Origin of the sequence: Rhizobium sp. BG4 (genome assembly GCF_016864575.1) — a bacterium.
Classification (GTDB): domain Bacteria; phylum Pseudomonadota; class Alphaproteobacteria; order Rhizobiales; family Rhizobiaceae; genus Rhizobium.
Window position 1 is genome coordinate 2,894,674 of sequence record NZ_CP044125.1, and the last position, 26,409, is coordinate 2,921,082.

General features: G+C 63.4%; 14 protein-coding genes. 6 read left to right on the forward strand and 8 right to left on the reverse strand.

What is annotated here, in order from left to right; translation table 11 throughout:
- Positions 1–69: 69 nt before the first annotated feature.
- The 5 genes from F2982_RS14555 to F2982_RS14575 all read right to left on the reverse strand — a co-directional run bounded on the left by F2982_RS14555 (position 70) and on the right by F2982_RS14575 (position 6,036).
- Positions 70–1,260 (reverse strand): glycosyltransferase, encoded by a 1,191-nt coding sequence (locus F2982_RS14555; protein WP_203428228.1) that lies wholly within the window; start codon positions 1,258–1,260, stop codon positions 70–72.
- 218 nt (positions 1,261–1,478) lie between these two features.
- Positions 1,479–2,111, reverse strand: coding sequence for a response regulator transcription factor (locus F2982_RS14560; RefSeq protein WP_246777447.1), 633 nt, complete (start codon positions 2,109–2,111; stop codon positions 1,479–1,481).
- A gap of 381 nt (positions 2,112–2,492) precedes the next feature.
- Complete coding sequence (locus F2982_RS14565; protein WP_246777448.1) at positions 2,493–3,209, reverse strand: Crp/Fnr family transcriptional regulator; 717 nt, start codon at positions 3,207–3,209, stop codon at positions 2,493–2,495.
- 173 nt (positions 3,210–3,382) lie between these two features.
- Positions 3,383–4,606, reverse strand: a complete 1,224-nt coding sequence (locus tag F2982_RS14570) for a polysaccharide pyruvyl transferase family protein (RefSeq protein ID WP_203428229.1) — start codon at positions 4,604–4,606, stop codon at positions 3,383–3,385.
- The gene (locus tag F2982_RS14575) at positions 4,603–6,036 is read right to left on the reverse strand and encodes a hypothetical protein (RefSeq protein ID WP_203428230.1); all 1,434 of its coding nucleotides are present in this window, start codon (positions 6,034–6,036) and stop codon (positions 4,603–4,605) included. Before F2982_RS14575 ends, F2982_RS14570 begins: the two co-directional genes overlap by 4 nt.
- A 181-nt stretch (positions 6,037–6,217) precedes the next feature.
- Here F2982_RS14575 and F2982_RS14580 point away from each other — a divergent pair, with 181 nt between their 5' ends.
- The 5 genes from F2982_RS14580 to F2982_RS14600 all read left to right on the forward strand — a co-directional run bounded on the left by F2982_RS14580 (position 6,218) and on the right by F2982_RS14600 (position 21,745).
- Positions 6,218–7,051: a glycoside hydrolase family 16 protein gene (locus F2982_RS14580; RefSeq protein ID WP_246777449.1), complete on the forward strand. Its 834-nt coding sequence runs from the start codon at positions 6,218–6,220 to the stop codon at positions 7,049–7,051.
- Positions 7,052–7,324: 273 nt separating this feature from the next.
- The gene (locus tag F2982_RS14585) at positions 7,325–9,241 is read left to right on the forward strand and encodes a non-ribosomal peptide synthetase (protein WP_203428231.1); all 1,917 of its coding nucleotides are present in this window, start codon (positions 7,325–7,327) and stop codon (positions 9,239–9,241) included.
- Positions 9,238–17,310, forward strand: a complete 8,073-nt coding sequence (locus tag F2982_RS14590; protein ID WP_203428232.1) for a non-ribosomal peptide synthetase/type I polyketide synthase — start codon at positions 9,238–9,240, stop codon at positions 17,308–17,310. Before F2982_RS14585 ends, F2982_RS14590 begins: the two co-directional genes overlap by 4 nt.
- Positions 17,307–20,123: a condensation domain-containing protein gene (locus F2982_RS14595; RefSeq protein WP_203428233.1), complete on the forward strand. Its 2,817-nt coding sequence runs from the start codon at positions 17,307–17,309 to the stop codon at positions 20,121–20,123. Before F2982_RS14590 ends, F2982_RS14595 begins: the two co-directional genes overlap by 4 nt.
- A gap of 29 nt (positions 20,124–20,152) precedes the next feature.
- On the forward strand, positions 20,153–21,745 hold the full coding sequence (locus tag F2982_RS14600) for a hypothetical protein (RefSeq protein WP_203428234.1): 1,593 nt from the start codon (positions 20,153–20,155) through the stop codon (positions 21,743–21,745).
- On the opposite strand, the gene F2982_RS14605 is transcribed toward F2982_RS14600, so the two are convergent.
- Complete coding sequence (locus F2982_RS14605) at positions 21,715–22,461, reverse strand: 4'-phosphopantetheinyl transferase superfamily protein (protein WP_203428235.1); 747 nt, start codon at positions 22,459–22,461, stop codon at positions 21,715–21,717. The two genes, F2982_RS14600 and F2982_RS14605, sit on opposite strands and share 31 nt — an antisense overlap.
- Positions 22,451–23,629, reverse strand: coding sequence for an aminotransferase class I/II-fold pyridoxal phosphate-dependent enzyme (locus tag F2982_RS14610; protein ID WP_203428236.1), 1,179 nt, complete (start codon positions 23,627–23,629; stop codon positions 22,451–22,453). The genes F2982_RS14605 and F2982_RS14610 overlap by 11 nt, the downstream gene beginning before the upstream one ends.
- A gap of 231 nt (positions 23,630–23,860) precedes the next feature.
- Here F2982_RS14610 and F2982_RS14615 point away from each other — a divergent pair, with 231 nt between their 5' ends.
- The gene (locus tag F2982_RS14615) at positions 23,861–25,558 is read left to right on the forward strand and encodes a GMC family oxidoreductase (protein WP_203428237.1); all 1,698 of its coding nucleotides are present in this window, start codon (positions 23,861–23,863) and stop codon (positions 25,556–25,558) included.
- A 52-nt stretch (positions 25,559–25,610) separates the two neighbouring features.
- Here F2982_RS14615 and F2982_RS14620 read toward each other — a convergent pair whose 3' ends face one another.
- Positions 25,611–26,360, reverse strand: a complete 750-nt coding sequence (locus F2982_RS14620; RefSeq protein ID WP_246777450.1) for a methyltransferase, TIGR04325 family — start codon at positions 26,358–26,360, stop codon at positions 25,611–25,613.
- Positions 26,361–26,409 lie beyond the last annotated feature (49 nt).

Consider the following 26,409-nt stretch of genomic DNA (forward strand, 5'->3'; position numbering starts at 1 on the left):
AGTTGTTCCCGGATGAGAATCACGCTTTCCGCGTAGTGGTCACATGGCGTGAGCAGCGGCCAAATTGCCTCAATGCACCCTGTCGGTCTCCACCGCCGTGGCCGGGAAGGCCGGTTCGAAGGGGAAGCGGCGGGTTTCGCCGTGGGGGGTGGTCTGCAGCGAGGCGGTCTTGCGGGCGCGCAGTTCTTCCTGAATGACGAGGTCCATGCCGAGCTTGAAATTGCGGGTGCTGAAGCGGGCGGCGTGTTCGCGGATGGCGGCAGGGTCGAAGGCTGCGGATTCTGCTTCGAAGGCGTGCACGGCGTCGATGATCGCCTCAGGTGTCTGCTCGTGGAAGAGCACGCCGCTGAGGCCGGGGACGACGGTTTCCAGCGCGCCGCCGCTGCCGAAGGCGATGACCGGGCGGCCGCTTGCCATGGTCTCGACGGGGATCAGGCCGAAATCCTCTTCGCCGGGGAAGATCAGCGCCTTGCAGCGGGCGAGCTTCTCCTTGAGCACGGGGAAGGGGGCGCGGCCGAGGAAGGTGATGGTCGGACCGGCAATTGCCTTGAGTGCCGCCAGTTCCTTGCCTTCGCCGATGACGACGAGATTGCGGCCCATCTTGGTGAAGGCGCGCACGGCGAGATCGACGCGCTTGTAGGACACGAGCTGGCCGGCGCAGAGATAGAAGTCTCCGGTTTCAGTCGCGGGCGCGTAGTCGTCGACGGCAACCGGCGGATAGATGACGGTTGCCGAGCGGCCGTAATATTTGCCGATGCGGGCCCTGACGTGATGCGAATTGGCGACGAAACGGTCGACGCGCATGCTGGTGCTGACATCCCAGGAGCGCAGCAGCGGCGCCATCCAGGGCAGCAGCATGCGCGAGGCGAGGCCGGCATTGGCGCGGTAGGAATGGTAGTGATCCCAGATATAGCGCATCGGCGAGTGGCAGTAGCAGACATGCGTCGAATGCGGCGGGGCGATGATGCCCTTGGCCGGGCCGGATTCGCTCGAGATGATCAGGTCGTAGCCGCTGAGATCAAGGCTTTCGAGGGCGAAGGGCATCAGCGGCAGCAGCGACTGGTAATGCTTCACCGCGCCCGGGACCTTCTGCAGGAAGGAAGAGGTCACCTTGTGGCGCTTGATCTTCTCGGAGACGCGGCTTTCGTCATAGACCAGCGTGAAGATGTCCGCTTCCGGATACATGTCGCAGAGCGCCTCGACGACCTTTTCGCCGCCGCGCATGGACACGAGCCAGTAATGAACGATTGCAACGCGCATGGATGTCCCCTCGATTGAAGCGGTGCCATCATCGGCGAAGGCGGCCGTGCGCCCTAGCGCTTCCATCGGCGGCCGGCGGATCAAATAGGGGTAGGGGGCTAGCCGAAAGTGTTATGCATTCTCAGGGCGTTAGAGCCCGGCGGCAGCTGAGTGCACGGCACGCAAAAAGAACCGGAGCGTTTATGGCGCTCCGGCTCAATTTCCTGCGATATGAAACATTATTGAGCGAACTCGCGGATTTTGTAGGCGACTTCCGTGCGGTTCGTCGCATGCAGCTTCTTCATGATGTTGCGAATGTGAACCTTCACGGTGCTTTCGCAGAGGTTCATTTCATAGGCGATGATCTTGTTGGACTTGCCGCGGCGCAGGGCGTCGGCGACGGACATTTCGCGCGGCGTGAAGGAATGATCGCCGCATTTGGCTGCCGTGGTGCTGGAGGTGATCATCTCCTTGGCGGCGAGCAGGCTGCTGGCCGGAATGAAGACGCCACCCGCACGGGCAAGTGCAATGGCTTCGGCGGCAACGCCGATACCGATATTGGCCGGAATGTATCCCTTTGCTCCGCATTCCAGCGCCTTCAGCACCTGCTGGATCTCGTCGCCCTCTGCGCCGACGACAACCGGTACCGATGGAAATTTCTGAGTGAGCTTGGCAATCTTATCGCTCACATCCGGGTCCGAGACGTGCTTGCCGCCGATCATATAGAGGATCAGCGCCGGCTCGAACCGCATGCGCTTGCGCTGCCAGTCTTCGATCGAGGTCGCGGTGATGACCTTGAGGTCCTCGTCATATTCGGAAAGGCTGCGCGACAGGCATTCGCTCTGCAGCGAACGGGGATCCAGAAGAAGCACGTATTCCGGCAGGTCTTCCTGGGCGTCTGCCCGGGAAGATGAGGAAAAGTGCCTCAGGGAATCCGATGTGCGAAGAGAGATGAGGTGAGCTGCTGTGTCAGTTCGAATCTGATCACTTGTTGTTGTAAGACCTTCCATTTCACGCCCCTACATTGGTTGAACTCAATACTAAACGTGCAAGAGAAGTAAGCCCGAGAATTATTACTTAGCACTATGTGCTACGATTGTTTGAATTCCTTGGCTCCGGAATTTATCTCTTGAGTGTAAATATGGATGAAGCCAAAAGCGGTGGCATTAACATAGGTTAAGGCTCTATTAAAATATCGAAAGTAGAAGTAATTAGCCCAGAAATGGTTGTCCTACTTAATTCGGACTATTGAATTACCGCGGAATAATCTGCGGTTGTGTCGCCAAGTAACTGTCGTCAAACTCGACAAGCTCTTCAAGTTTCCTGCGATTCAGGAATTCAACGATGCCGTTTCTAAAAGAAACAAGGCCGTTGACCCGCAAGTCCTTCAGGACGCGGTTGATATGGACGGTCGACAAGCCGACGGCGTCACCGATATCGGATTGTGTCAGTGGGCACTGGAAACCATCCATGCCCGGGCGCTTCCGGTCAGGCCCGATACGGGCGGCAAGTTCAAGGAGAAGGTGGCCGGTGCGGGCCAGCGCATCGCGGCGGCCGACATTGGCCAGGCGCTCGGACATCCGGGCGTGACAGCGCATCATCTCGGCCATCACGATGTCCTGGCCGGTGGTGCTGTCGAGATAGCGGGCCAGCGTCATGCCGCTGAGTTCGTAGAATTGAGTAGGCGAAATCGCTTCGATCATCTCACGGGCGATTGCCACCGATGGCGTCCAGATGATGTCGCCGGGGAGAATGAATTCGAGAATGACGCGCGTACCGTTGGGCAGCGATTTGCACGATACGGCCCAGCCGCTCACAAGAATAAGCAGCGCCGCTTTTCTGGCTTCCGGGTCAAACACGATATCGCCGTCGTCATAGGCGCGGTAACTCCCGCCCGATAGCGAAACTCTTTGCCCTTGTATTCTGACCAGCCCAAGATTTTCGTGGTCCGACCCTTCGTATATCGCCACGCCCCGCCTCCAGCAAACTTCGTGGTTCTCTTTCCCCTTAATTACCTTTTAACCATTAAATATGAGAAGATCGTAACATGAATATTTATCGTTGTCTCGCCGATGCCATTGTTGGTGGGGATAGATTTGCGGGAATGGTTATTTTCAATAGTGGTGCAGAATAATTCTCGTATTTATACACTTTGTGTCAATTTATTACGTTTTTTGGCCTTTGGACTCGCGTTAAAGTATTCATCGCCGCGCAAAATCGACCGCACGTTCAAAAGCGCAGATTTGGCTGAAGTCACTTGTTCGTGATGACGGGCTGGATCGATGCCTTCGCGCTCCGCTTTGGCGACCATCGCGGCGATCTCTGAAGGGGTGGTTCCGGCGGCGGCGAAGAAGCCTGCGCGGTCCATCGCCTTGAAGAAACCTTCCACCTTTCCATCCCAGGAAATGCCGACGGCCGGGATCTGCATCGCATGTGCGGCGATGCAGGCATGCAGGCGGTGGGCGACGATGACGCTGTTTTCGGCAAGGATCGAAAGCAGCTGCTGCGGGTCCTGCGGGCGGCCGGCAAGTGCCAGCTCTCCTGCTGTGCCAATGCCGGCAGTTTCTGCCGCGGCAAAGACTGCTTCCGCCAGCCGCTGGTCTTCGCTTGCGCCGTTGGAGAAGAGCGTGACGCGGTAGCCGGTGCCGGTCAGCTCGGCAATCAGCGCCAGGTAGTCGGCGACCGAGGTCAGCGGAATGGCAGCGCCGGCGCGCGAGGCGTGGCGGGCGAGGATCTTCGGTTCCGTGACGCAGAGGCCGACATTGCCCTGGATGGGGGAGGTGGCAGGTGCGAGAGAGCCTGCCAGCAAGCCGGGATCGGGCTCGATCTCTGGAATGGGGCCGGTGGGGAAATGCTGCAGCCAGTTGCGGTATGCAAAGCCGTCACGCACCGAAAGGTGCTTCAGATTGGTGCCGAGCAGGCGGCCGAACAGCCGCTTTGCCGGTTCCGACCAGTGCGGACCGACGCCGACGGCATAGATCGCAAGCGGCTTCTTCGACCGGGCGACGCAATCGAGTAGCGTGCCGACCTTCAACGGGAAATTCAGGTCGTCATCCTGGAAGAGGTTGCCGCCGCCGAGAATGACGGCGTCCGCAGCGGCGATCTTCGCGTCCCACAGGCTGCGGCTCGCCTTCAACGATTTTGCGAGCGCGCGGGTGACGACGGCGCGGCGCAGCAGTGCGGGCAGGTGCCGGAGGATATTGAGGATGAGCGCGCGGTTGCGGCTGGTGCCGACGGCGGTGCGCCCGGCGAGATCCAGCGTCTCCACCTCGTCGCCTTCGGCCCGCAGGGTCTCCTCGATGCAATCGGCCAGCAGGCCGTCGCCGAGATTCTCGCTGTATTTGACGTTGAAGACCAGGATTTTCATGAGCGGACCTGTGCAGCATCCTGATGCGCGCCCGCAAAGCGGAATGCCGGATTGTTATGAGCCGGGCGGCTGACGGTGCGCGGCAGCGACAGGGCGGCAACGCCACCGGCCAGGATGTAGAAGGTCAGGCCGAGATCGTAGACGGTGCCCGATATGGTTGCCGTCACCAGCACGGCATAGAAGCCGAGCTTGGCGGCGCGCACGGCGGCGATGTCTTCGTTGCGTTCCGGATCGTATTTCGGCAGCCGGGCGGTGAAGACGGCGATCGCGAAGATGACGAAGATCATCGTGCCCACGACGCCGAGATTGGAGAGCAGCACCAGCACGAAGCTCGAGGCGCGGGCGCTGCCGAGGCCGGCGCCGAAGCCATAGGTGTTGACGAAGCTTTCATAGGCGACGGCATTCCACATGAAGCGCTCGCGGCCGGATTGGCTGTCGGCCTTGGAGAGCACCATTTCGTCGAGGAAGTCGTGAAGGCCGGCGGCCATATCGGGCAGGGCGACGACGACGATGATCGCCACCAGCGGCAGGGCGGCGGCGCCGACGGTGATTGCCAGCGCATGGCGGCCGCGGATCGCCCGCAGCAGCAGGAAGGGCATCACCGCGGCAACGCCGACGAGGGCGGTCGCCGAGGTCGAGAGCAGCAGGGCCGCGAGCAGCGATAGCGCCAATATGCCGGTGACGCGCGTGCGGATGCCGTCGAGCCACAGGCTGGAGATCGCGGCGAAGAACACCAGTGTATAGTCGGCGAAGGCGGACGCCTCCGGGAAGGTGCCGGAAATGCGCTTCAGGCCGCCTTTTTCGGCACCTGTCAGCAGCGCGTAATTGGCGGTGCGCACGAAGCCCATCAGCCATTCGGTACGCGAGTAATAGGTGAGGATGTCGGCGACGGCGAAGGCGAGATTGATGGTGGTGGTGGCGATCAGCGCCGTTACCAATGAGGTGGCGATCCCTTCGCGGCGGAACCAGGCGAAGGTGCAGCCGAAGCAGAGCAGACCGCCGATCGCATAGACCGTCTGCGTGATGTTGTTGGAGGAGAAGCGCAGCGGCGTGAGTGCAATGAAGCTGCGGGCGCCGACCTGCCGCTCGACCACCATGGTCTCGGCCAGGCCGGCGAACAGGCGCGGGAAGAAGACGGCGGTCACCAGGCCGAAGATGGTCAGCGTCAGCAGGAAGAAGCCGATCCGCGGCGGCACGAAGGCTGCAAACACCCGTCCTTCGCCGCAGGTCATCAGCACGCGGATGCAGAAGAACACCAGAAACAGGTTGGGAACCAGAACCGAGGCGCCGCCGAGGCCCGACAGATTGAAGGCGGCGGCGGAGCCGAAGACGGTCGAGGCGAACATGAACAGGAACGACCAGACCGGGGGCATGTAAAGTGCCGCCGCGCCCAGTACCAACGTCAGCAGTCCCATGATCTGAAAGTGCATGGAAGTCGTTGTCCCGCCCGATTTAGCAAAAGACTAGCATGCTGGGAACCGGCGCGTATTTACGCCCCGGACTACTTCTTTCGGGCAGGGCTTCGGCCGAACGTGGTTCTTCACCCGGTTGTGCAGCCTGCCTATCGTTCGCGGCATGTCAAAGCTATCGAAGACTTCTCGCAGTGATGAATTGACGGGCGGCCGGCGGCCTTTGCTGCTGGCGCTCTGTGCGGCCGCTCTCGCGATGGCTGCACCGGCGCCTGTCTTTGCCGAGGATGCGGCTGTAACCGGCGATACCGGTGACGGGCTCGATCTCGACAAGATGAAGATGACCTTCGCCGACGAATTCGACGATCTCAGCGTTTCGGCCTGGGGGCCGGGAACGCGCTGGATTGCCCATACGCCGTGGTCGGGCGATTTCGGCGGCGCGCGCTTTGCCAATCCCAAGGACGGCTTTCCGTTCACCGTCGACGACGGCGTGCTGCGCATCGAATCCTCGAAGGACGGCAAGGGTGAGTGGCGCTCCGGCCTGCTTGCCTCCGTCGATCCGAAGGGCAATGGCTTCGCGCAGCAGTACGGATACTTCGAGACCCGAGCGCAGCTGCCGACCGGACCGGGTCTCTGGCCGGCCTTCTGGCTGATCGGCAAGGACCGCTCGAAATCGACCGCCGAGATCGACGTGATGGAATATTACGGCGACAAGCCCGACGGCTATTCCTCGACCGTTCACGTCTGGTACCGCAACGGCGACCACTATTCGAAATTCTCGCGCATCAACGCCTTCCTGAAGAACAAGCCGGGCGATTTTCATACCTATGGGGTGAAGATCGACGAGAAATACATCCGCATGTATTTCGACCGGCAGATGGTCTGGAAGACCGAGACGCGGCCGGAACACCAGCAGCCGATGTATGTGCTGCTCAACCTTGGCCTGGTCGACAATGTCACCAAGGCGAGCGCACCCGATCCATCGCATATGTATGTCGATTACGTGCATGTCTACGCGCTGCCACAGCAGCCGTAATTTCCAGGTTTCACAAGCAATTGCGGGAGCGGCAGAGATGCCGCTCCCGGCGCATTTGCGGCCCTCCCGGGCAGGCTAATTCTTTCGGCTAGGTAGGGCACTACCGGATAGCCCCATGCGTCGGCTTTTCTACACCCTCTAGCGATTTGGAGGGCCGGTTTGGCGAAGGGGTCATCCCAATGATCATCTGGCGAAATCCCGCTGAAATGGGAAGGTCGCCACACGAATGCCGCGCAGCAGAAACCCGCCAGCAGACGACAAGGGGGAAGTGCAATGACGGGCCTAGCATATCCAGGGACGATCGAGAGAAGCGATACGGTCAGCTACGACCGCGACAAGGGATTGCCGGAGATCTTTCGCGCGCATGTGCAGAAGAATCCGTCGGCCACGGCATTGGTTTTCGGCAGCGTCTCGCTGACCTATCGCGAGCTCGACGAGCTCTCCGACAAGGTGGCCGTGACGCTGGAAGAGCGGGGCGTCTCGAGGGGTGACGTCGTCGGTCTTCTTCTGCCGCGCAGCCTGGAAACGATCGTCTGCATGCTGGCCGCCCTGAAGGCGGGCGCCGCCTACCTGCCGCTCGATCCGGCCTATCCGGCCGAACATCTCGACTATGTCATCCGTGAATGCGCTCCGAAGGTGATCTTCGCCGAAGCGGCGTCGATCCAGAAGCTGGCGCTGATCCCGGGCCTTCCGAGCAAGGTTTTCGATGCACGGGCGGTTATCGCCGAAGCTTCCGCATCTCCGACGGTTCGCCCGGCCGCGCGGCCGGCCGGCGACGACGTCGCCTATGTGATGTTCACCTCTGGCTCGACCGGCCGCCCGAAGGGCGTCGTCGTGGCGCATCGCGGCATTGCCAATCTGGTGCAGGAGCAGGACTTCAATCCGCTCGCCAGCAAGGATGTCGTGCTGCATGCGATGACGATCTCCTTCGATGCCTCGACGCTGGAAATCTGGAGCGCGCTGCTGAACGGCTGCAAGCTGGTCGGCATGCCAGATCTGAACTTCTCGATCAGCCGCCTCTGCGACCTTGTCGAAGAGCACGGCGTCACCTTTCATGTTTCGACGCCCGGCCTGTTCAATCTGCTTGCCGATTTCGGCCGTGACCGGGTTCCGTCGCTGCGCCATGTGCTGTTCGGCGGCGATGTCGCCTCGGTCGCCCATTCGCTGCGCTTCCTGCAGTCGCATCCGAACTGCCGCCTCACCAACGCCTACGGCCCGACCGAAGCGACGGTGCTGGTGACGGGCTATAATATCCCGGCCGATTTCAAGGGCACTGAAATGCCGATCGGCAAGGCGATCGGCAACACGCAGATCCTCATCCTCGACGATCACCTGCATGAAGTGCCGGTTGGCGAAGAGGGCCAGATCGCTCTCGCTGGCGAGGGGCTTGGCCTCGGCTATTTCAACCGGCCGGAGCTGACGCGCGAGCGCTTCGTCATGGTCGAGACCCGCAATGGTCCGGTCCGCTGCTACCTGACCGGCGATCTCGGCACGATGGATGCCGACGGCACCGTTCATTTCCACGGCCGCCGCGACCGCCAGGTGAAGGTCAACGGCAAGCGCATCGAGCTCGACGAGATCGAGACGGCGCTGCGCAACGATACGCGACTTTCGGAAGCGGCCGTCGTCTGCCAGGTGATGGGACCGGAACTGAAGCAGATGGTCGCCTTCCTCTGCCCGCGCGAGGATCTGCGCGGCAGGGACCAGGAACTGACGCGCGATGTCATGGCGACGCTGCGCGGCCGCCTGCCGGCCTTCATGATCCCGAACTCGGCAATCGTCATCGATCAGATGCCGATGACCCGGGCCGGCAAGATCGATCGCTCGAAGCTTCTGGCCCCTGTTGTCGAGGCTGCGCCGAGCGCGATCGAGATTGCCGCTGACACCGGCGGCGAGGCGATGCTGACGCGGCTGTGGCGCGATGCACTGGGCAACAAGCCCGTCGATCTCGACACCAACTTCTTCGACCTCGGCGGCACCTCGCTGCAGCTGATGCAGATCCACGCCCGCATGGAGGCCGAGCTCGGCCGTCAGGTGCCGGTCGTCCAGCTCTTCAAGCACTCGACGATCCGCGAACTATCGCGCTTCCTCGAGGGCAAACACGACAATTCGGGCCGGGACGCTGCGGCAGCCCTGCGCGCCGAACAGCAGCGCAACAATATGGCTCGGTTCCGGAGGAACACGAAATGACAGGGGATCGTGGGGGCGACGCCGGAGAAGCCTTGCCTGATGCAGGGCAGATCGCAATCGTCGGCATGTCGGGACGGTTTCCCGGAGCGAAGAACGTCGATGCGCTCTGGGACCTCGTCGCATCCGGCGAGAACAGCTTCTACAAGTACAAGCTGGATGAGCTCGAAGACTCCTTTACCGATGAGGAGAGGGCTCTCCCGAATTTCGTCCCGGCACGCCCGGCGCTTGCCGATGTCGACATGTTCGATGCCGATTTCTTCGGGATGTTCCCGAAAGAAGCCGCGGTCACCGATCCGCAGCACCGCATCTTCCTGGAAATCTGCTGGGAAGCGCTGGAAGACGCCGCCTACGATCCTGCCAAGTATGAAGGCCTGATCGGCGTCTTCGCCGGCGCCTCGATGCCGACCTACCTGATCAACAACGTGCTCCGCGACCGCCAGACGGCCGAGGAGATGACCTCGAACTACCAGATCGGTTTCTACCAGCAGATCGTCGGATCGCTGACCGATGCGCTCGCCACCCGCGTTGCCTACAAGCTCGATCTTCAGGGGCCGGCCTTCTCGCTGCAATCGGCCTGCTCGACCTCGCTGCTTGCCGTCTCCCAGGCCTGCCAGAACCTGCTCACCTATAGCTGCGACATGGCGCTTGCCGGTGGCGTCTCCGTGACCCTGCCGCAGAAGCGCGGCTACATGTACCAGGAAGGCGGCATGGTCTCGCCGGATGGCGTCTGCCGCCCGTTCGATGCCGATGCCGCCGGAACCGTGTTTGCCAGCGGCGCCGGTGTGGTGGCGCTGAAGCGTCTCGAAGATGCGCTGCGGGACGGCGACCGCGTCTATGCCGTGATCCGCGGCTATGCCGTCAACAATGACGGATCGGAAAAGGTCGGCTTCACGGCGCCCAGCATCGCCGGCCAGGCCAATGTCATCTCGGCAGCCATCGCCAATGCCGGTATCGAGCCTGAAACCATCGGCTATATCGAGTGCCACGGCACCGCCACGCCGCTCGGCGATCCGATCGAGTTCGGCGGCCTCAGCGAGGCCTTTTCCAGCATTTCCGGCCGCCGCCGCAATGTGGCGCTGAGCTCCGTCAAGGGCACGGTCGGCCACATGGATGCGGCTGCCGGCGTCTGCGGCCTGATCAAGACGGCGCTGGCGCTGAAGAATGCCAAGCTCCCAGGCATGCCGAACTACCGTTCGCCGAACCCGCGCATCGACCTTGCCAACAGCCCCTTCTACATCCTCAACGAAATGGCTGACTGGCCGGCCTCCGATACGCCGCGCCGCGCCGGTGTCAGCGCCTTCGGCGTCGGCGGCACCAATATTCACGTCGTGCTGCAGGAAGCGCCTGCCGTTGCCGAGGCGGCGGCGGCCCAGGGTCCGTTCATCGTGCCGCTCTCGGCCCGCACGCCTGAGGCGCTTGCCGCGATGCGCGGCAATCTGCGTGCCCATCTCGAAAGCAAGCCGGATGTGACGCTTGCCGATGCCGCCCACACGCTGCAGACCGGCCGCCGCACCTTTGCGCATCGAAGCGCCTTTGCGGCGATGAACCGTGACGATGCGATCGAGCGCCTGAAGTCCGAACGCTACACGTCGATGACCGCCGAGGACACAGCGCCGCCGATCGCCTTCATGTTCCCGGGGCAGGGCGCGCAATATGTCGGCATGGGCGCTGCCCTGTATAGCCGCGAGCCGGAGTTCACCCGCTGGATCGACCGCGGTGCCGAACTGCTGAAGATGACGCTGAATGCCGATCTGCGCGAATATATCTGCCATTCCGGCGCCGTGACGCAGTCGATGATGGACGAGCAGCGCGAGACGCAGATCGCCCAGCCATGCCTCTATCTGGTCGAGCATGCGCTGGCCCGCCTCTGGATGAGCCGTGGCGTGCGTCCCTTCGCGATGATCGGCCACAGCGTCGGCGAATTCGTTGCCGCGACGCTCGCCAATGTCATCTCCTTCGAAGACGGTCTTCGCCTGGTCGCCACCCGTGGCCGCCTGATGCAGAACCAGCCGCATGGGGCGATGGTCTCGGTGCGTTCCGATATCGAGACGGTCTCGGCGCATCTGCGCGAGGGCGTCGAGATCGCCGCCGTCAACGCGCCGAAGCTCTGCGTCATCTCCGGCACCTTCGCTGCCGTCGATGCCGCCTGCGCCTCGCTCGACAGCGCCGGTATCGCCTATAGCCGCCTGCATACGTCGCACGCCTTCCACTCGGCGATGATGGATGCGGCAGCCGATGCGCTGCGCGACGAGACCGCCCGCGTCACCTACGGCACGGCGACGCTTCCCTACATCTCCTGCGTCACCGGCGACTGGCAGACCGGCGAGCGCGGTACGTCGCCGGACTACTGGGCACGCCATTGCCGCGAAACCGTGCGGTTCGCCGCCGGTCTCGAAACGCTCTGCCGCGGCGTCAAGCCGGTACTGATGGAGATCGGCCCCGGCCGGGCGCTCTCGACCTTCGCCTCGCAGACGCTCGCCAAGGAAAATGTCGCGACGATCATCCAGTCGCTGCCCGAGCATGACCGCGCCGATGCGGCGCCGGAGACGCTCGGCGATGCCGTCGGCAAGCTCTGGATGGCCGGCTGCAACATCGACTGGTCGGCCTGGTCGCGCGGCGGCAGCAAGGTTCATCTGCCGACCTATCCCTTCCAGCGCAAGCGCCACTGGATCGACGCGCCGCCTTCGGCACGCCGCGCCGCGGCAGGCGCTGCTTCACAACCCGTTTCCGTACCCGTGGCAACCCCCGCCACCAGCATTCAAGAGCAACCTACCGGTGAGAGTAAACCAATGACCGTTGCATCCGTTGTCGATCGTGTTCCTGTCATCGAAGCTTCCCTGCTTCGGATTCTGAGCGACATTTCGGGCGAGTCGCTCAGTGCCAGCGATAGTTCCGCAACCTTCCTCGAACTCGGCTTCGATTCCCTTCTGATCGGCCAATTCGCCCAGAAGGTGGAGCGCGAATACAAGGTCAAGATCTCCTTCCGCGAGCTCTTGAGCAACATCCCCTCGATCGCCGATCTCGCCCGCCATCTCGACCGCGAGATGCCGGCCGACAAGGCGCCGGCCGCTGCCGCACCTGTCGCAGCTCAAGCGGCTGCTGCCGCTCCGGTCCAGGTGGTGTCGCAGCCGGTCATGCCGGTTGCCGCGCCGCGCATCAATCCGCTGCCGGCGGCTGCCGGTACGGGCCTCGAAGCTCTGATGCAGTCGCAGCTGCAGGTCATGCAGTCGCTGTTTGCTCAGCAGATGGCGCTGATGCAGGGTGGCGTCTCCGAAGCCGCGCTGATGCCGGCGCAGGTCGTCGTGCCTGCCGCTCCTGCACCGCAGCCGGTCACTGAAGCCGCGCCCGCAGCGCCTGCCGCTGTTGCAGCACCCACTGCGCCGGAAGGCGAGGGTGGTGGCGATGCTCCGCAGGCCTCGCGCCGCATGAAGCTCTACAAGCCGGGCACCAAGAGCACGGTTTCCGAGCTGTCGCCGGAAAAACGCCAGTTCATCTCGGATCTTATTGCCGCCTATGAAACCAAGACGCGCCGGTCGAAGTCCTCGACCGCCCGCTATCGCCGCCGCCTTGCCGATCCGCGCACGGCCTCCGGCTTCCGCCCCGAATGGAAGGAAATGATCTTCCCGCTGGTCTGCGATCGCTCGAAGGGCTCGCGCCTCTGGGATATCGACGGCAACGAATATATCGATCTGGTCAACGGCTTCGGCCAGACGGCTTTCGGCCATGCGCCTGATTTCGTCGTCCGCGCCGTCAAGGATCAGGCCGATGACGGCTTTGCCATCGGCCCGCAGACGCCGCTTGCCGGCGAAGTCGCCGACGCGATCGCGACGCTGACCGGCCACGAGCGCGTCACCTTCTGCAATACCGGCTCGGAAGCGGTCATGGCGGCGATGCGCCTGGCGCGTGCCGTCACCGGCCGCGACAAGATCGTGGTGTTCTCCAACGACTATCACGGCCAGTTCGACGAAGTGCTGGTCAAGGGCCGCAACCGCGCCGACAATCCGTCGGCGATCCCGATTGCTTCGGGCATCCCGGCTGCTTCGGTCTCGAACATGGTCGTGCTGCGCTACGGCGCACCGGAGAGCCTCGACTATATCCGCGGCAATGCCGACGATATCGCCGCCGTGATCATCGAGCCGGTGCAGAGCCGCCATCCGGAACTGCGCCCGGTCGAGTTCGTCCGTTCGCTGCGCCAGATCGCTACCGATGCTGAATTCGCGCTGGTCTTCGACGAAGTCGTCACCGGCTTCCGCGTCGATCCGGGCGGCATGCAGGCGATCTGGGGCATCAAGGGCGACATGGCCACCTACGGCAAGGTCATCGGCGGCGGCATGCCGATCGGTGTCCTGACCGGCAATGCCCGCTTCATGGACGCCCTCGACGGCGGCCACTGGAATTATGGCGATGACTCCGTGCCGATGACGGCACCGACCTTCTTCGCCGGCACCTTCGTCCGCCATCCTCTGGTTCTTGCCGCCATGCGCGCGGTCATCGACCATATCAAGGGCGATGGTGCCATTCTTTATGATTGGGTCGCGGAACGCACCCAGGCGCTGATTGCAGAAATGAATGCCGATCTCGCCAAGCGCGGCATCAGCATGACGATCCACGGCTACAAGAGCTGGTTCATCACCGATTTCGGCGGTGAAGATCCGCTCGGCGCGCTCGTCTATCCGCATATGCGCCTGAACGGCATCCATATCCAGGAAGGCTATCCCTGCTTCCTGACGACGGCGCATGTCGAGGAAGACTTCAACGCCATCGCCGCCGCCTTCCGCAAGGCGCTCGATGCCCTGCAGGGCGTCGGTATCCTCGCTCCGGCGGAACGAAAGACCAATGGTGTCTCCAACCCTTTCAAGTCTGAGGACAAGCCGCGGCTGCACTCGGCGCCGCTGACCGAGGCACAGAAAGAAGTCTGGCTCGCCGCCCAAGCCGGTGACGAGGCGTCCTGCGCCTTCAACGAATCCTTCCTGCTGCGGCTCGAAGGCGATTTCGACCATACCGTCTTCCAGCAGGCCGTCGATCGTGTCGCGGCACGCCACGATGCGCTGTCCATCAAGTTCTCGCGCACCGGCGAAAACTTCGAGTTCATCCAGGACTTCCGCCTCGAAGTGCCGCTGATCGACATGTCCGGCGACAGCGATCCGGAAGCCCGCCTGCAGGAAATCCTCGATGGCGAGGCGCGCACGCCCTTCGATCTCGTCGAGGGCTATCTCGCCCGCGCCGCGATCATCAAGCTCGCTGCGGACCAGCATGTCTTCGTCTTCACCGGTCACCACATCATCTGTGACGGCTGGTCGCTGAACATCTTCGTCAACGAGCTCTCGACCGTCTATTCGGCGATCAAGGAAGGCAAGGAGGCGGAACTGCCGGCGGCCATGTCCTTCGCCACCTATGCGACGCAATATGCGCCGAATTCCGATACCGATCCGGCGACCGAAGCCTTCTGGCTCGATCAGTTCAAGACCATTCCCGAACTGCCCGAGCTGCCGCTCGACCGCCAGCGCCAAGAGCCGCGCACCTTTGCGGGCGGCACCTGCACCGGCTTCATTTCGAGCAAGCACTACAAGTCGCTGAAAAAGGCTGGTGCGAAGTCGGGGGCAACGCTGTTCTCGACGCTGCTCGCCGCCCTGCAGGTGATGGTCGCACGGCTCTCCGGCCAGCAGGACATCGTCATCGCCATCCCGTCTGCCGGCCAGACGCTCGCCGGTGACGAGGTGCTCTTCGGCCACTGCGTCAACCTGCTGCCGCTGCGCCAGACCGTCGATGCGCATGAGAGCTTCCTGACGCATCTGAAGGCGACACAGCAGCTGGTGTTCAAGGCCTTCGAAAACCAGGCCTATACCTACGGCACACTAGTCAGGAAACTTGGCGTCAAGCGCGACGCCCGCCGCCTGCCGCTGACGGAAATCCAGTTCAACCTGGAGCGTGTTGCCGGTGACGAAAGCTTCGGCGACCTGAAGGCGCAGATGGCGCCGAATGCCAAGGCCTTCTCCAACTTCGACCTGTTCTTCAACATGATCGAAGGCCGCGACAGCGTCCGTATCGACGTCGACTACAATGCCGATGTCTTCGACCGCGAAACGGTCGAGCGCTGGATCGGCCACTTCGACACGATGGTCAGCGCTCTTGCCGACGATCTGACGATGGCGATCGAGCAGGTGCCGATGCTTTCGGCCGAAGAACGCTCGTGGCTGATCGGCGATCTCAACGATACGGCTTCCAGCTACGACCAGGAAGAACTCGCCGTCTCGCTCTTCGCCAAGCGTGCTGCCGAGCATCCCGATGCGACTGCCGTCCAGTACGGCGCCGAGACGATCAGCTACGGAGATCTCGAGGCCCGCTCGAACGCCCTGGCGCTGGAGATCCAGATGGCGGTGCCGCAGCCCGGCCAGCGCATCGCGCTGCTCTGCGACCGCTCGATCGCCATGGTCGTCGCCCTGCTGGCGATCATGAAATCCGGCCATGCCTATGTGCCGATGGATCCCGGCCATCCGGTCGAGCGCCTCAGCCAGACCATCGATGCCGCCCGCATCGGCGCGATGATTGCCGATAGCGACGAGATGGCAGCCCTTGCCGCCGGCGTTCCGGTCATTCGCCTCGACAAGACTCGGGATGCTGCTTCGCTGACGGAGGCGGTCCTAAAAAACTTGCCTGAGGCCAGTGCGGCCGCCTATGTCATCTTCACATCGGGTTCGACCGGCGTGCCGAAAGGTGTCGAGGTTCCGCACCGGGCGCTGACCAACTTCCTCCTGTCGATGCAGCGCGAGCCGAAGTTCACGGCAGATGACAGCATCGTCGCGGTGACCACGATCTCCTTCGATATCGCCGCACTCGAGCTCTACCTGCCGCTGATCTCCGGCGGCAAGGTGATCATCGCCGACCGCCAGACGGTGCAGGATGGCTTTGCGCTGGTCGATCTCGTCAACAAGAGCGGGGCAACCGTCCTGCAGGCAACGCCGACCCTCTGGCAGATGCTGGTTGAGGCCGGGCTGAAGAACCAGCCTTCGCTGAAGATGCTCTGCGGCGGCGAGCCGATGCCGAAGGACCTGGCCCGGGCGCTGCTGACGATCGGCGGCGAGCTCTGGAACATGTACGGCCCGACCGAAACCACCATCTGGTCTTCCGTCGAGCAGGTCACCGATGCCGGCAAGCCGATCACCATCGGCCACCCGATCGCCAATACCCAGCTCTACATCCTCGATGAGACCAACCAGATCGCCCCGATCGGCGTGACCGGCGAACTCTGCATCGGTGGCGACGGCCTGGCGAACGGCTACTTCGACCGGCTCGATCTCACCGAGAAGGCCTTCGTTCCCGTCGCCTTCGATCAGGGCAAGCCGCACCGCCTCTACAGGACCGGTGACGTTGGCAAGCGGCTGGTGGATGGTTCGCTGCAGCTGCTCGGCCGCCGCGACCAGCAGATCAAGCTCAGAGGCTTCCGCATCGAGCTCGGCGACATCGAATCCGTCGTCGCCCAGGTGCCGGGGATCGCGCAATGCGCCGTGGTTCTTGCCGAGAACGAGAAGGGCGACAAGTCGCTGGTCGCCTATGTCGTCCCGGCCGCCGGGGCAGGCGAGCCGTCGCCCGCCGAACTCGCCGCCCATGCCAAGGCCAAGCTGCCGGGCTACATGGTTCCCGCCTTCTGGGTACCTGAAACCCAGCTGCCGCAGACCGCAAACGGCAAGCTCGACCGCAAGACGCTGAAGCTGCGCGGCCTGCCGAAGCGCGAAACGCAGATCATCACCGTCAAGCCGCGGACCGACATGGAGGCCAAGCTGCTCGCCATCTGGCAGGAAGTGCTGAACCTCCCCGACGTCGGCGTCGAGGACAATCTCTACGCACTCGGCACCGACTCGCTCGCCATCTTCCGCATCGCTGCCCGCATGCTGGATGCCGGCCTGCCGCTCGAAGCCAAGCACCTGCTGCGCCATCCGTCGATCGCCGAACTTGCGGCCTTCGCCGAGGAGCAGAACACGATGAGCCAGACAGCGGCTCAGTATCACGTTCCGTCGCTGAAGGACTTCCGTAACGGCGCTCGCCGCAACGGGCTGGGGAGAGCATCATGAGCGTATTCGAAAAGACACCGTCACAGCCGGAAGACGACCAGGAAATCATCGGCGAGTTTCCCTGCACGCAGACACAACTGCGCTGCTGGATCCTGAACCAGCTCAATCCCGGTAACCCCGGCCTGAACGTGGCGGTCCGCTGGGAGATCCGCGGAAACTTCAAGGCGGCAACGCTGGAAGCCGCCTTCCGCAAGATCATCCAGCGCCATGAGGTGCTGCGCACCAGGATCGTCGAGAAGGACGGCCGTCCCTATCAGCAGGTGGTCCAGAGCGTCGACTTCAAGATGCCGGTCATCGACCTGCGCAACATGACGCCGGAGACCCGCAAGAGCCGCGTGCCTTCGATCGGCGAGGAAACGGCGCGGGTGCCCTTCGATCTCGGCAAGGCCGGACTGTTCCGCGTCACTCTGCTGATGATGGAAAACGATGTCGGCGTGCTCCTGATCACCGCGCATCAGAGCTGCTTCGACGGCTGGTCGATCCGCGTGCTCGGCCGCGAGCTCGGCGAGATCGCCGCTGCCATCGATGCCGGGCGCACACCCGACGTACCGGAACTGGCGCTTCAATATGGCGACTACGCGCTCTGGCAGGCCGAATATCTGGAAAGCTACGGTTTCGAGACCGAGAGCACCTTCTGGCGCGAGAAGCTGACCGATGTGCCCTATTTCGAAGTTCAGCCGGACCGCCCGCGCGGTCCGGTCAAGACCACCAATGCCGACCTGATCTCGATCTTGCAGCCGATGGATTTCGGCGACAGGATCGATGCCGCCGCCCGCAAGGCGCGCGTCTCGCTCTACAGCTATGGTGCGGCCGTCATCAGCGCCATGCTCCACCGGCTGACCGGCGACAAGTGCGTGCTGTTCGGCTCGAATGTCGCGGGACGCGAGGATACCGATCTCGAAAACCTGATCGGCGTCTTCATCAACACGCTGGTGCTGAAATACGACATCGGCGGCGATCCGACCTTTACCGAGCATGTGCATGCGGCAAACGAGATGCTGGAAGGCGTGCTCGCTCATCAGCGCATGCCGTTCAACGAGCTGGTCGGGATGATCAATCCGCCGCGCGATCCGTCGCGCAATCCGCTGATCTCGGTCAATTTCAACCTGTCGAAGGCCTTCCTCGAAGACCGCCGTTATGGCGAGTTCGAACTGATCAGCGCGCCGTCGCAGTCGCCTGGCGTGATCTACGACCTGAGCTTCATGATGGTCGGCCGCCCGAGCGGCTGGCGCATGTCGATCGAGTACAATACCGACCTGTTCGACCGTGCGACGATCGAGACCTTCCTGCGCTACTGGAAGGAAACCTATGACGCGGTGCTTGCCGATCCGGAGGTTCACCTCTCGGCATTGACGGTGCCGCTGCGCGCCGGCTCGCCGGCGGAGGCCCGCCGTCTCGATCCTGGCAGTGTCGAGGGCGTGCTGCGTTCGCATCCGGCTGTCGGCGAAGCCGCGGTCATATCGGCCGGTGGCGAGACCGGCTCGGTTGCCTTCATCGTGCCGTCGCCGACCTGCGACGAGGCGCTCGACCAGTTGCCTGCGCTGTTGATGCGCCATCTCGAAGCGCAGGTTCCGGCGGCGAAATTGCCGAAGGAAATCAGCGTCCTGATGCGGCTTCCGAAGACGGCTGACGGTTCGGTCGATCGCTCCGCGCTCCGCCTGCCGGCGAAGGCGCCTGCGGCACCGGTCGCTGCGGCAAAGCCTAAGAACACAGCTTCGTTGAAAGCCGATCCGGAGAAGATGGCGGCGGTTGCGGCGATCTGGAAGCAGGTGCTGAACGTGCCTTCCGTCGAGCCCGGCAGCGATTTCTTCGCGCTCGGTGGCCACTCGCTGCTGGCGCTGCGCATGCTCTCGGCGGTTCGCGAGAAATTCGAGGAGAAGCCCAATCTCGAGCTGCTCTTCCGCGAACCGACGCTGGAGCGCTTCACGGGCGCGGTGTTCGGTGTCTCCCAGGCGGCGCCCGCCAAGGCGGAACCGGTGGAAGCACCGGCCGTAGTCCCCGGCAATCCCTGGGAACTGATGACCTGCAAGCAGGGGAGCGGGGCCTCCGCGGTCTATACGCTGAACCACCCGTTCCTTTACTACAAGCTCGCTGGGGCGCTTCCCGAGAACACGCCCGTCTACAACGTCAACATGTTCAACGCGCGTCTCGACGATGCGCTTGCCGGCAAGTCCTTCGAGGAGATCGCCGCCCTGGCGATCGAGGCGATGGAAATCCCGCCGCAGGTGACCTCGGTTGCGATCGTCGGCCTCTGCGTCAATGGCATCCTCGCCTTCGAGATCGCCCGGCAGCTGCGCGAGGCGGGCAAGGAGGTGCAGTTCACCGCGATGATCGACGCCTGGGCACCGGGTTACTTCCGGGCGCAGCCGAAGCTGACGCAGAAGCGCTGGAACATGGAGCGGCGCGTCAAGCGGTCGATCTACTTCACGCAGAAGGTGCTCGGCGGCCGCATGCGGCTGATCGATTATCTCAAGGAGTTCAACCTGACACTTGGCCTGCTGCGCTTCTTCGGTGTCCGCAAGGGCGAGTATTCGCCCGAGGAAGTCGCCAACGAAGCGGTAACCGGCCTGCTGGTCCGCGCCTCGCGGCAATACAAGCCGGCGCAGACGCAGGATCCATCGATCGTCTTCCTGCGCAGCGAGGCGCATCACCCACGCGCCGCCAAGCTGCGCTTCGGCTGGGGGGATGCGGTCGCCAAGGATACGGCGGTCGTCAGCCTCAGCGGCTGGCATGAAGACTCGCTCGGCAGCGACGGCATCCGCGAGCTCGCCTCGGCGATCTCGAAGAAACTGGAATCCCAGAGCGCACAATGAACCGCAACCCGGTGATACGGAGCGACGACATGGAACAAGACAGACCGCTGAGGATCGGCGTTCTGGCCGGAACCAAGGATGCGCTGGAAAACTGGCAGCTGGCCATCCTCGACCGGATCAAGGCCGACAAGCGCTTCGTGCTGGAAACGGTCATCGTCCATGACCGTCCGGAGGGCGAGGCGCGGGCCTCCAGGCTGTTCCGGCTGCAATGGCAGATCGAGAACCGCCTGCTTGCCCGCCAGCCGAAATACCTGCCAGGCACCTTCCAGGCGCAGGACCAGCGCTTCGACGTGATGCACGCGATGGCCGACGAGGCGGCGCGGGGCAATTATGTCGCCAGGCTGGCGGCGGAGCTTGGCCTCGACCTGATCGTGCGGATGACGCCCGCCAGCCTGCCGGCATCGTTGGCGAACCTTCTGCCGCTCGGTGTCTGGTCGTTCAATTTCCTGGACGAGTGCTCGGCCGATGGCAGCTGGTTCGGCTACCGCGATCTGCTGACCAAGGCGCCGGCGACCGAGCTGGTGCTTTCGGCAGATCGAGGTGCCGCCGGCAAGGTGACGATCGCCGCCTGCAGCTTCAACATCAAGATTTCAGCCGCCCGCAACACCGCCTTCATCAAGGAGCGGGCGGTGACGCTGCTGCTGCGCGAGCTGCGCAAGGCGGCGGCGGGCGAGCTTGCGACAGTGCCCGGCCGCCTGCGCAATCCGGCGCCGCCGCCGAAGCTCTCCACCGTCATGCGCTATGGCACGGCACTCGGCCTGCATCTCTTCGAGCGTGCCGCTGCGGCCGCCGGGCGGCGCATGCATCTGCGCGCTGCCGTCTGGACGCTCTATACCGGTCACGGCAAGATCGACGACTTCGATCCGTCGCAATCGATCGAGGTGCCGCCGACCAAGGACGACATCAAGGCCGATCCCTTCCTCTTCGAGCACGAGGGCAATTGCTACCTGTTCTACGAGTCCTATTCGACCGGAGGGCACAAGGCACATATCTCCGTCGGCCGCTTCGAGGACGACCGGCTGGTGCCTGTTGGTATCGCGCTGAATTGCGAGCATCATCTCTCCTATCCCTATGTCTTCCGGGATGGCGACGACATCTTCATGATGCCGGAGACGCATGCGACCAAGCGTGTCGAAATCTGGCGCTGCGTCGAGTTTCCGCTGAAATGGGAGCTTTACTCGACGGCGCTGGAAGGACGATCCGCGGCAGACAACATGCTCGTCCGGCATGGCGGCAAGTGGTGGCTGTTCAGCAATCTCTCCGACTATCACGCCTACGAGGATCACTGCAGCGAGCTCTATATCTACGAGGTCGACGGCCCGGATCTGAAGGGGCTGAAGCCGCACCGGCACAATCCCGTCGTGCTCGGCAGTGTCGCGGCGCGCAATGGCGGACGGATGTTCGAGCGCGACGGTCATCTCTACCGGCCCTCGCAGCGCAATACCAACGGCATCTACGGCTATGGTCTCAACATCATGGAGATCGACGAGCTGAGCCCGGAGGCCTATCGCGAGCGCTGCGTGCGCGTCATCACACCCGATTTCAAGACCGGGCTGCATGGCTGCCATCATTTCGATGAGGCCGGTGGGCGTTACATTCTCGACGCGAGGCTGACGGCGTAAGTCTCATCGAGACTACGCCAGCGCAGCTCCGGCGAGCCGCCGTGGGTGAAAACCGCTAGCGCGGCGGCGAAACCTGGCGCAGGTGTCAGGTTGAAGAGCTTCCAGTTTTCCGGACCTGAGGGATCGCATTCCAGCCGCTTGAGGAGAGGGGCGGGTTCCGTTCCGATCGAGACGTCGAAGGATTGCAGCGGCAAAGAGAGCCCTTCGCCGTGCGCCTTGACGAAAGCCTCCTTGCGCGTCCAGCAGCGGAAGAAGCCGTCGAGATATTCGGCTTGCGGGAGGACCGAGAGGTCGCGGCGTTCGGCATCCGAGAAGAAATAGCTGGCGACATCTTCCTTCAGCGGCGCCACCTGTTCGATATCCGCTCCGATCGTATAGCGGTCCGAAACCGCCAGCAGCGCTAGGCCGGCGCTGTGACTGAGGTTGAACTGAAGGTCCGTGGTATGGGCATCGTCGAGCGACGGCTTGCCGTAGCCGTTATAGGTGAAGCGGACATGGCCCGGGGCGACGTCAAGATAGTTTGCGAGGATTTCCCGCAGGCGGCCGCGGCCGGCGATGTAGCGGTTGCGGTCGGCATCGAAGACGAAGCTGGCGGCTCGCGCCCACTCGTCTTCGCCGAGATGGGTTTCAAGGCTTCGCAGCTGATGCAGCGGCGGCTCGATATCGAACAGCCAGAGGTCGATGATACCGTCGCTGCCGCCCGCGTCAGGTCGCATAGGCGAGCTGTCCGCCGGCCGGGCGCTGCTGCACCATGCGCTTGGCAAGATGCGCCATCAGCATCAGCGGATAGTTTTCGCCGAGGCTGATGCGGCAGGTGCGTCTGAGGATATCGAGCGACTGGGTGCAGGTATCGCCGCCGTAATCGACGGCCTTGTCGGCCCAGTTATAAGGGTTCATGGCCGGGTGGGCGGTGCGCTTCTGCAGGACCGGCTGCCAGTTGGTGAAGACGTGGCGGCTGGAATCGTAGAGGCGGTAGACGCCGCGCTTGTGCTCGGCGGCGAAGCGCTTGGCATCGTCCTCGGTGTCGAAGATCACATGCAGGCCGGCGGCGGCGGCGATGTCATTATGCGGGCCGACGCGCATCACGTCGCTATGCGAGAGGATCTCGGCCATCACGTCGTAGCGGCGGCGCATCTTGGCGATCATCGGGTCGAGCTTGCTCAGCTGGACGTTCAGCATTGCGCCCTGGATCTGGTTGGCCTTGAAGTTGACGCCGAGGATCGGCGGTTCCTTGATGAATTCGAGGTGGCCGCGGAAGAGCGCGCCGATATCGTGGAACATGCGGGCGCGGGCAAAGAGCGTGTGGTCGCCGGTCGCCAGCGCCCCGCCTTCGCCGATGTTGATGTTCTTGAACTGGTTGAAACTATAGGCCGAGGCATGGCCGAACGAGCCGGTGCGCTTGCCCTTGTAGGTCAGGCCGACGGCCTGGCAGGCGTCCTCGATGACAATGAGGTTGTGCTCCTTTGCGATGCGCATGATGGCGTCCATGTCGCAGACCATGTTCGACATGTGCACCGGGATGATCGCCTTGGTGCGCGGGGTGATCTTGCGCAGGATATCGGCCGGATCCATCGTCAGCGTGTGGTCGATATCGACGAGCACGGGAACGGCGCCGGCGGCGAGCGGTGCGGCTGCCGTGGCGATCCAGGTATAGGCGGGAACCAGCACTTCGTCGCCCGGGCCGATGCCGGCGGCGGCGACGGCCGAGATCAGCGCTGCCGTGCCGTTGCACATGGTCAGCGCATGGGCGACGCCGAATTTCTCGCAGAAATCCGTTTCGAAGCGCTTCAGAGGCCCTCCGGTGTCATCGCTGTAGCGGGCAAGCTTTCCGGACAGCATTACCGGCGCAAGCGCCAGCCATTCACGAACTCCGACACGGGCCATTGGTCAAGTCTCCTGCGCTCCCAATCCGCGGCGCTCCTGCCGCGCGACGTCGAACCTTAAAACGGAGCGTCGGGCCGTTCAGCATATCCTTCCGGCTTAGGTGAGGGCGGTGTGGGGTGGCGGACTATCCGAAGTCGGTAGGCGATCTAATCGGCTGGACCTCATTGGACGATTTAGCCGCGTTTGCAGTCTTGCTATCAAGGAAGGCAAGATATTGAAGGGGAAAAGGCTTTGAGCATTCTCGACCTCAGATCCATGCCTGTCCACACGCTGCTGCAGGCGGATGTCGCAATCATCGGCGCCGGGCCGGCAGGGCTGACCATCGCGCGCGAACTGTCACGCAAGGCCGACGTCCTCGTGCTCGACAGCGGCGGCCCTTCCTACGAGCCGGGACCGCAGGTTCTGAACGCGGTCGAGAATACCGGCGAGCCCTCCGGCGAGCGGCGTGCACCTGAGGGACGCGGCTATAATGGCAGCCTTTCCTGGCTGAACGACATCCCGGCCTTCGAGCTGCGCAACCGCATGCTCGGCGGCAGCACCCATACATGGGTCGGCAAATGCGCGGCTTTCGACGAGATGGATTTCGCGCTCAGGCCCTGGCTCAGGCTCTCCGGCTGGCCGTTCGAGCGCAGTGAGCTGATGCCGCATCTCGACCGTGCCGCCGAACTCCTCAATCTCGGCCCGAACGTCTATGACGCCGGGCTGCATGCGCTGCTCAGGACCGCGCCCGAGAAGCTCAATTTCGACGACCGGACGCTGCGCTATTTCTTCTGGCAGTTCAGCCACGAGCGGCAGAAGCGCGGCGAGCCGATGCGTTTTGCCAATGTGGCGCGCAGCCTGGCGCTATCAGGGACGAAATTCCTCACCAATGCCAATGTGACGGAGATCCGCGCCGAGCAGCGCGGACATCATTCGCTCTCGGTTGCCAGCCCCGAGGGCAATATGGCGACGGTCAGGACGAAGATGGTGGTGCTCTGCTGCGGCGGTGTCGAGAATGCCCGGCTGCTGCTCGCCTCCAACTCGATGTCCTCAGCCGGTCTCGGCAATGCGCGCGGTACGGTCGGGCGCTATCTCGCCGATCATCCGCGCACCACGCTGATGCGATTCGGCAAGAGCAGCGATATCGATGCCGTCGCCCGGCACTTCAATTTCTACGGGTTGAAGCATGAGGGTGCGCCGCATTTCTATCTGCGCGGCCTGTCGCTCAGCCCGATGATCCAGGCGCGCGAGGGGCTGACCAATTGCGCCGCCTATCCGGTGCAGATCCATGCGGCCGACGATCCCTGGGCGGCGCTGAAGCGTCTGGCGAAGGGAGGGGGCAAGCGCGCGATCAGCGATCTCATGACGGTGCTCGGTTCACCGGGCATGCTGACCTCCGGCGCCTATCAGCGCCTCGTCAAGCTGCGTGGCCTGCCGCATCGCTCGGCGGAGCTGCGCTTCGACGTGATGGCCGAGCAGCAGTTGGATCCGGAGAGCCGGGTGACGCTGTCGGAGAAACTCGACCGCTTCGGCAAGCCGATCGCCCGCGTCAACTGGAAGATCGGCGAGACCGAGATCGAAAGCATCGCCAGGCTGGCGCAGACGATATCGGCCGAGTTCCGCCGCCTCGGGCTCCCGGAACCTGAACTGGCTGACTGGATCGCCGCCGGCGACACGTCGGCTGCTGCCTTCATGGACATGGCGCACCCCTCCTGCACGACGCGCATGGGCAGCGATCCCGCGACCAGCGTCGTCGATGGCAATTCGATGGTTCATGGGGTCGAGGGGCTCTATGTGGCCGGAAGCTCGGTCTTCCCGACAGCCGGGCATGCGAACCCGACGCTGATGCTGGTGGCGCTGTCGATGCGGCTTGCCGACCACCTGCAGGAGCGTCTCGCCGAAGAGCGGCGTCCGCTGCCGGGCTCGCAGCCCTCGCGGCAGGTGAGCTAAAAAAGCACCCGCCATCTTGCGATGGCGGGCTCAGTTCTCACCACTTACTCAGTCAAATCTTGCGGAAGTAGAAGCCGGCGCTTTCGGTCCTGCCGAGTTCGGGATGGGTGTCGATCCGTGTCGAGAGCGAGGGGATCGCCCAGCGGTCGACGAGCTCGTATCCGAGGCCGGTGACGTGCTGCAGGAATTCGGCTTCGTTGCGGATCTGGTAGGGCACCCTGGCGCGGCCGATCTGTTCCAGCGTCACGACGGTCGGTCCCTTGCGCAGGGCGACCTTGTTCAGAAGGATATGCTTCGGCGCTTCCGGCATCTCGCCGATCAGCTTGCCGAGCGGCACGTCGAGATACTGCATCAGGCCCGAGCCGAGGAAGAGCGGCGTCGGTCCGGCATCGGCCATCCTGTCGACGAAGGAGAGCCGGGTCAGCTGGTCCTTGTCGGCGAGCTTCTGGCCGGCGCGGACGATGGCCGGCAGGTCGTAGACCACCCAGCGGAAATCCTCGCCGAGCGGCAGATGCGAGCGGAAGGCGCGATATTTGGTGCCCATGTGGCCGCCGGCATCGACGAGACTGCCGGTCTCGCGCACGAGGTCGCGCATCCAGAAGAGGACGGGATAATCCCAGGCGGCGAGGCGGCACATCTGCTCGAAGGCTACGGGCGCGATCTCATCGTGATCGTAGCCCGCAAGGGCGCCGTTTTTGGCTGCGGCAAGCGCTTCCTGATAGCTTGAATAGGCGCCGGTGAAGCGGCGCGGGATGGGAAGAAAATAGCGCAGGCGCCCGCTCAGGGCCTGCAGTGGTACCACGAATTTCTCAGCACGCCGCCTTGCGTCACGCAAAGTCGATGTGCGGCCT

Excerpts from the sequence above, each read along its gene's own strand:
- F2982_RS14590 (WP_203428232.1), top strand. The coding sequence starts at position 9,238 with ATGACAGGGGATCGTGGGGGCGACGCCGGAGAAGCCTTGCCTGATGCA.
- F2982_RS14555 (WP_203428228.1), bottom strand. The coding sequence starts at position 1,260 with ATGCGCGTTGCAATCGTTCATTACTGGCTCGTGTCCATGCGCGGCGGC.
- F2982_RS14605 (WP_203428235.1), bottom strand. The coding sequence starts at position 22,461 with ATGCGACCTGACGCGGGCGGCAGCGACGGTATCATCGACCTCTGGCTG.
- F2982_RS14585 (WP_203428231.1), top strand. The coding sequence starts at position 7,325 with ATGACGGGCCTAGCATATCCAGGGACGATCGAGAGAAGCGATACGGTC.
- F2982_RS14575 (WP_203428230.1), bottom strand. The coding sequence starts at position 6,036 with ATGCACTTTCAGATCATGGGACTGCTGACGTTGGTACTGGGCGCGGCG.
- F2982_RS14595 (WP_203428233.1), top strand. The coding sequence starts at position 17,307 with ATGAGCGTATTCGAAAAGACACCGTCACAGCCGGAAGACGACCAGGAA.
- F2982_RS14570 (WP_203428229.1), bottom strand. The coding sequence starts at position 4,606 with ATGAAAATCCTGGTCTTCAACGTCAAATACAGCGAGAATCTCGGCGAC.
- F2982_RS14610 (WP_203428236.1), bottom strand. The coding sequence starts at position 23,629 with ATGGCCCGTGTCGGAGTTCGTGAATGGCTGGCGCTTGCGCCGGTAATG.
- F2982_RS14600 (WP_203428234.1), top strand. The coding sequence starts at position 20,153 with ATGGAACAAGACAGACCGCTGAGGATCGGCGTTCTGGCCGGAACCAAG.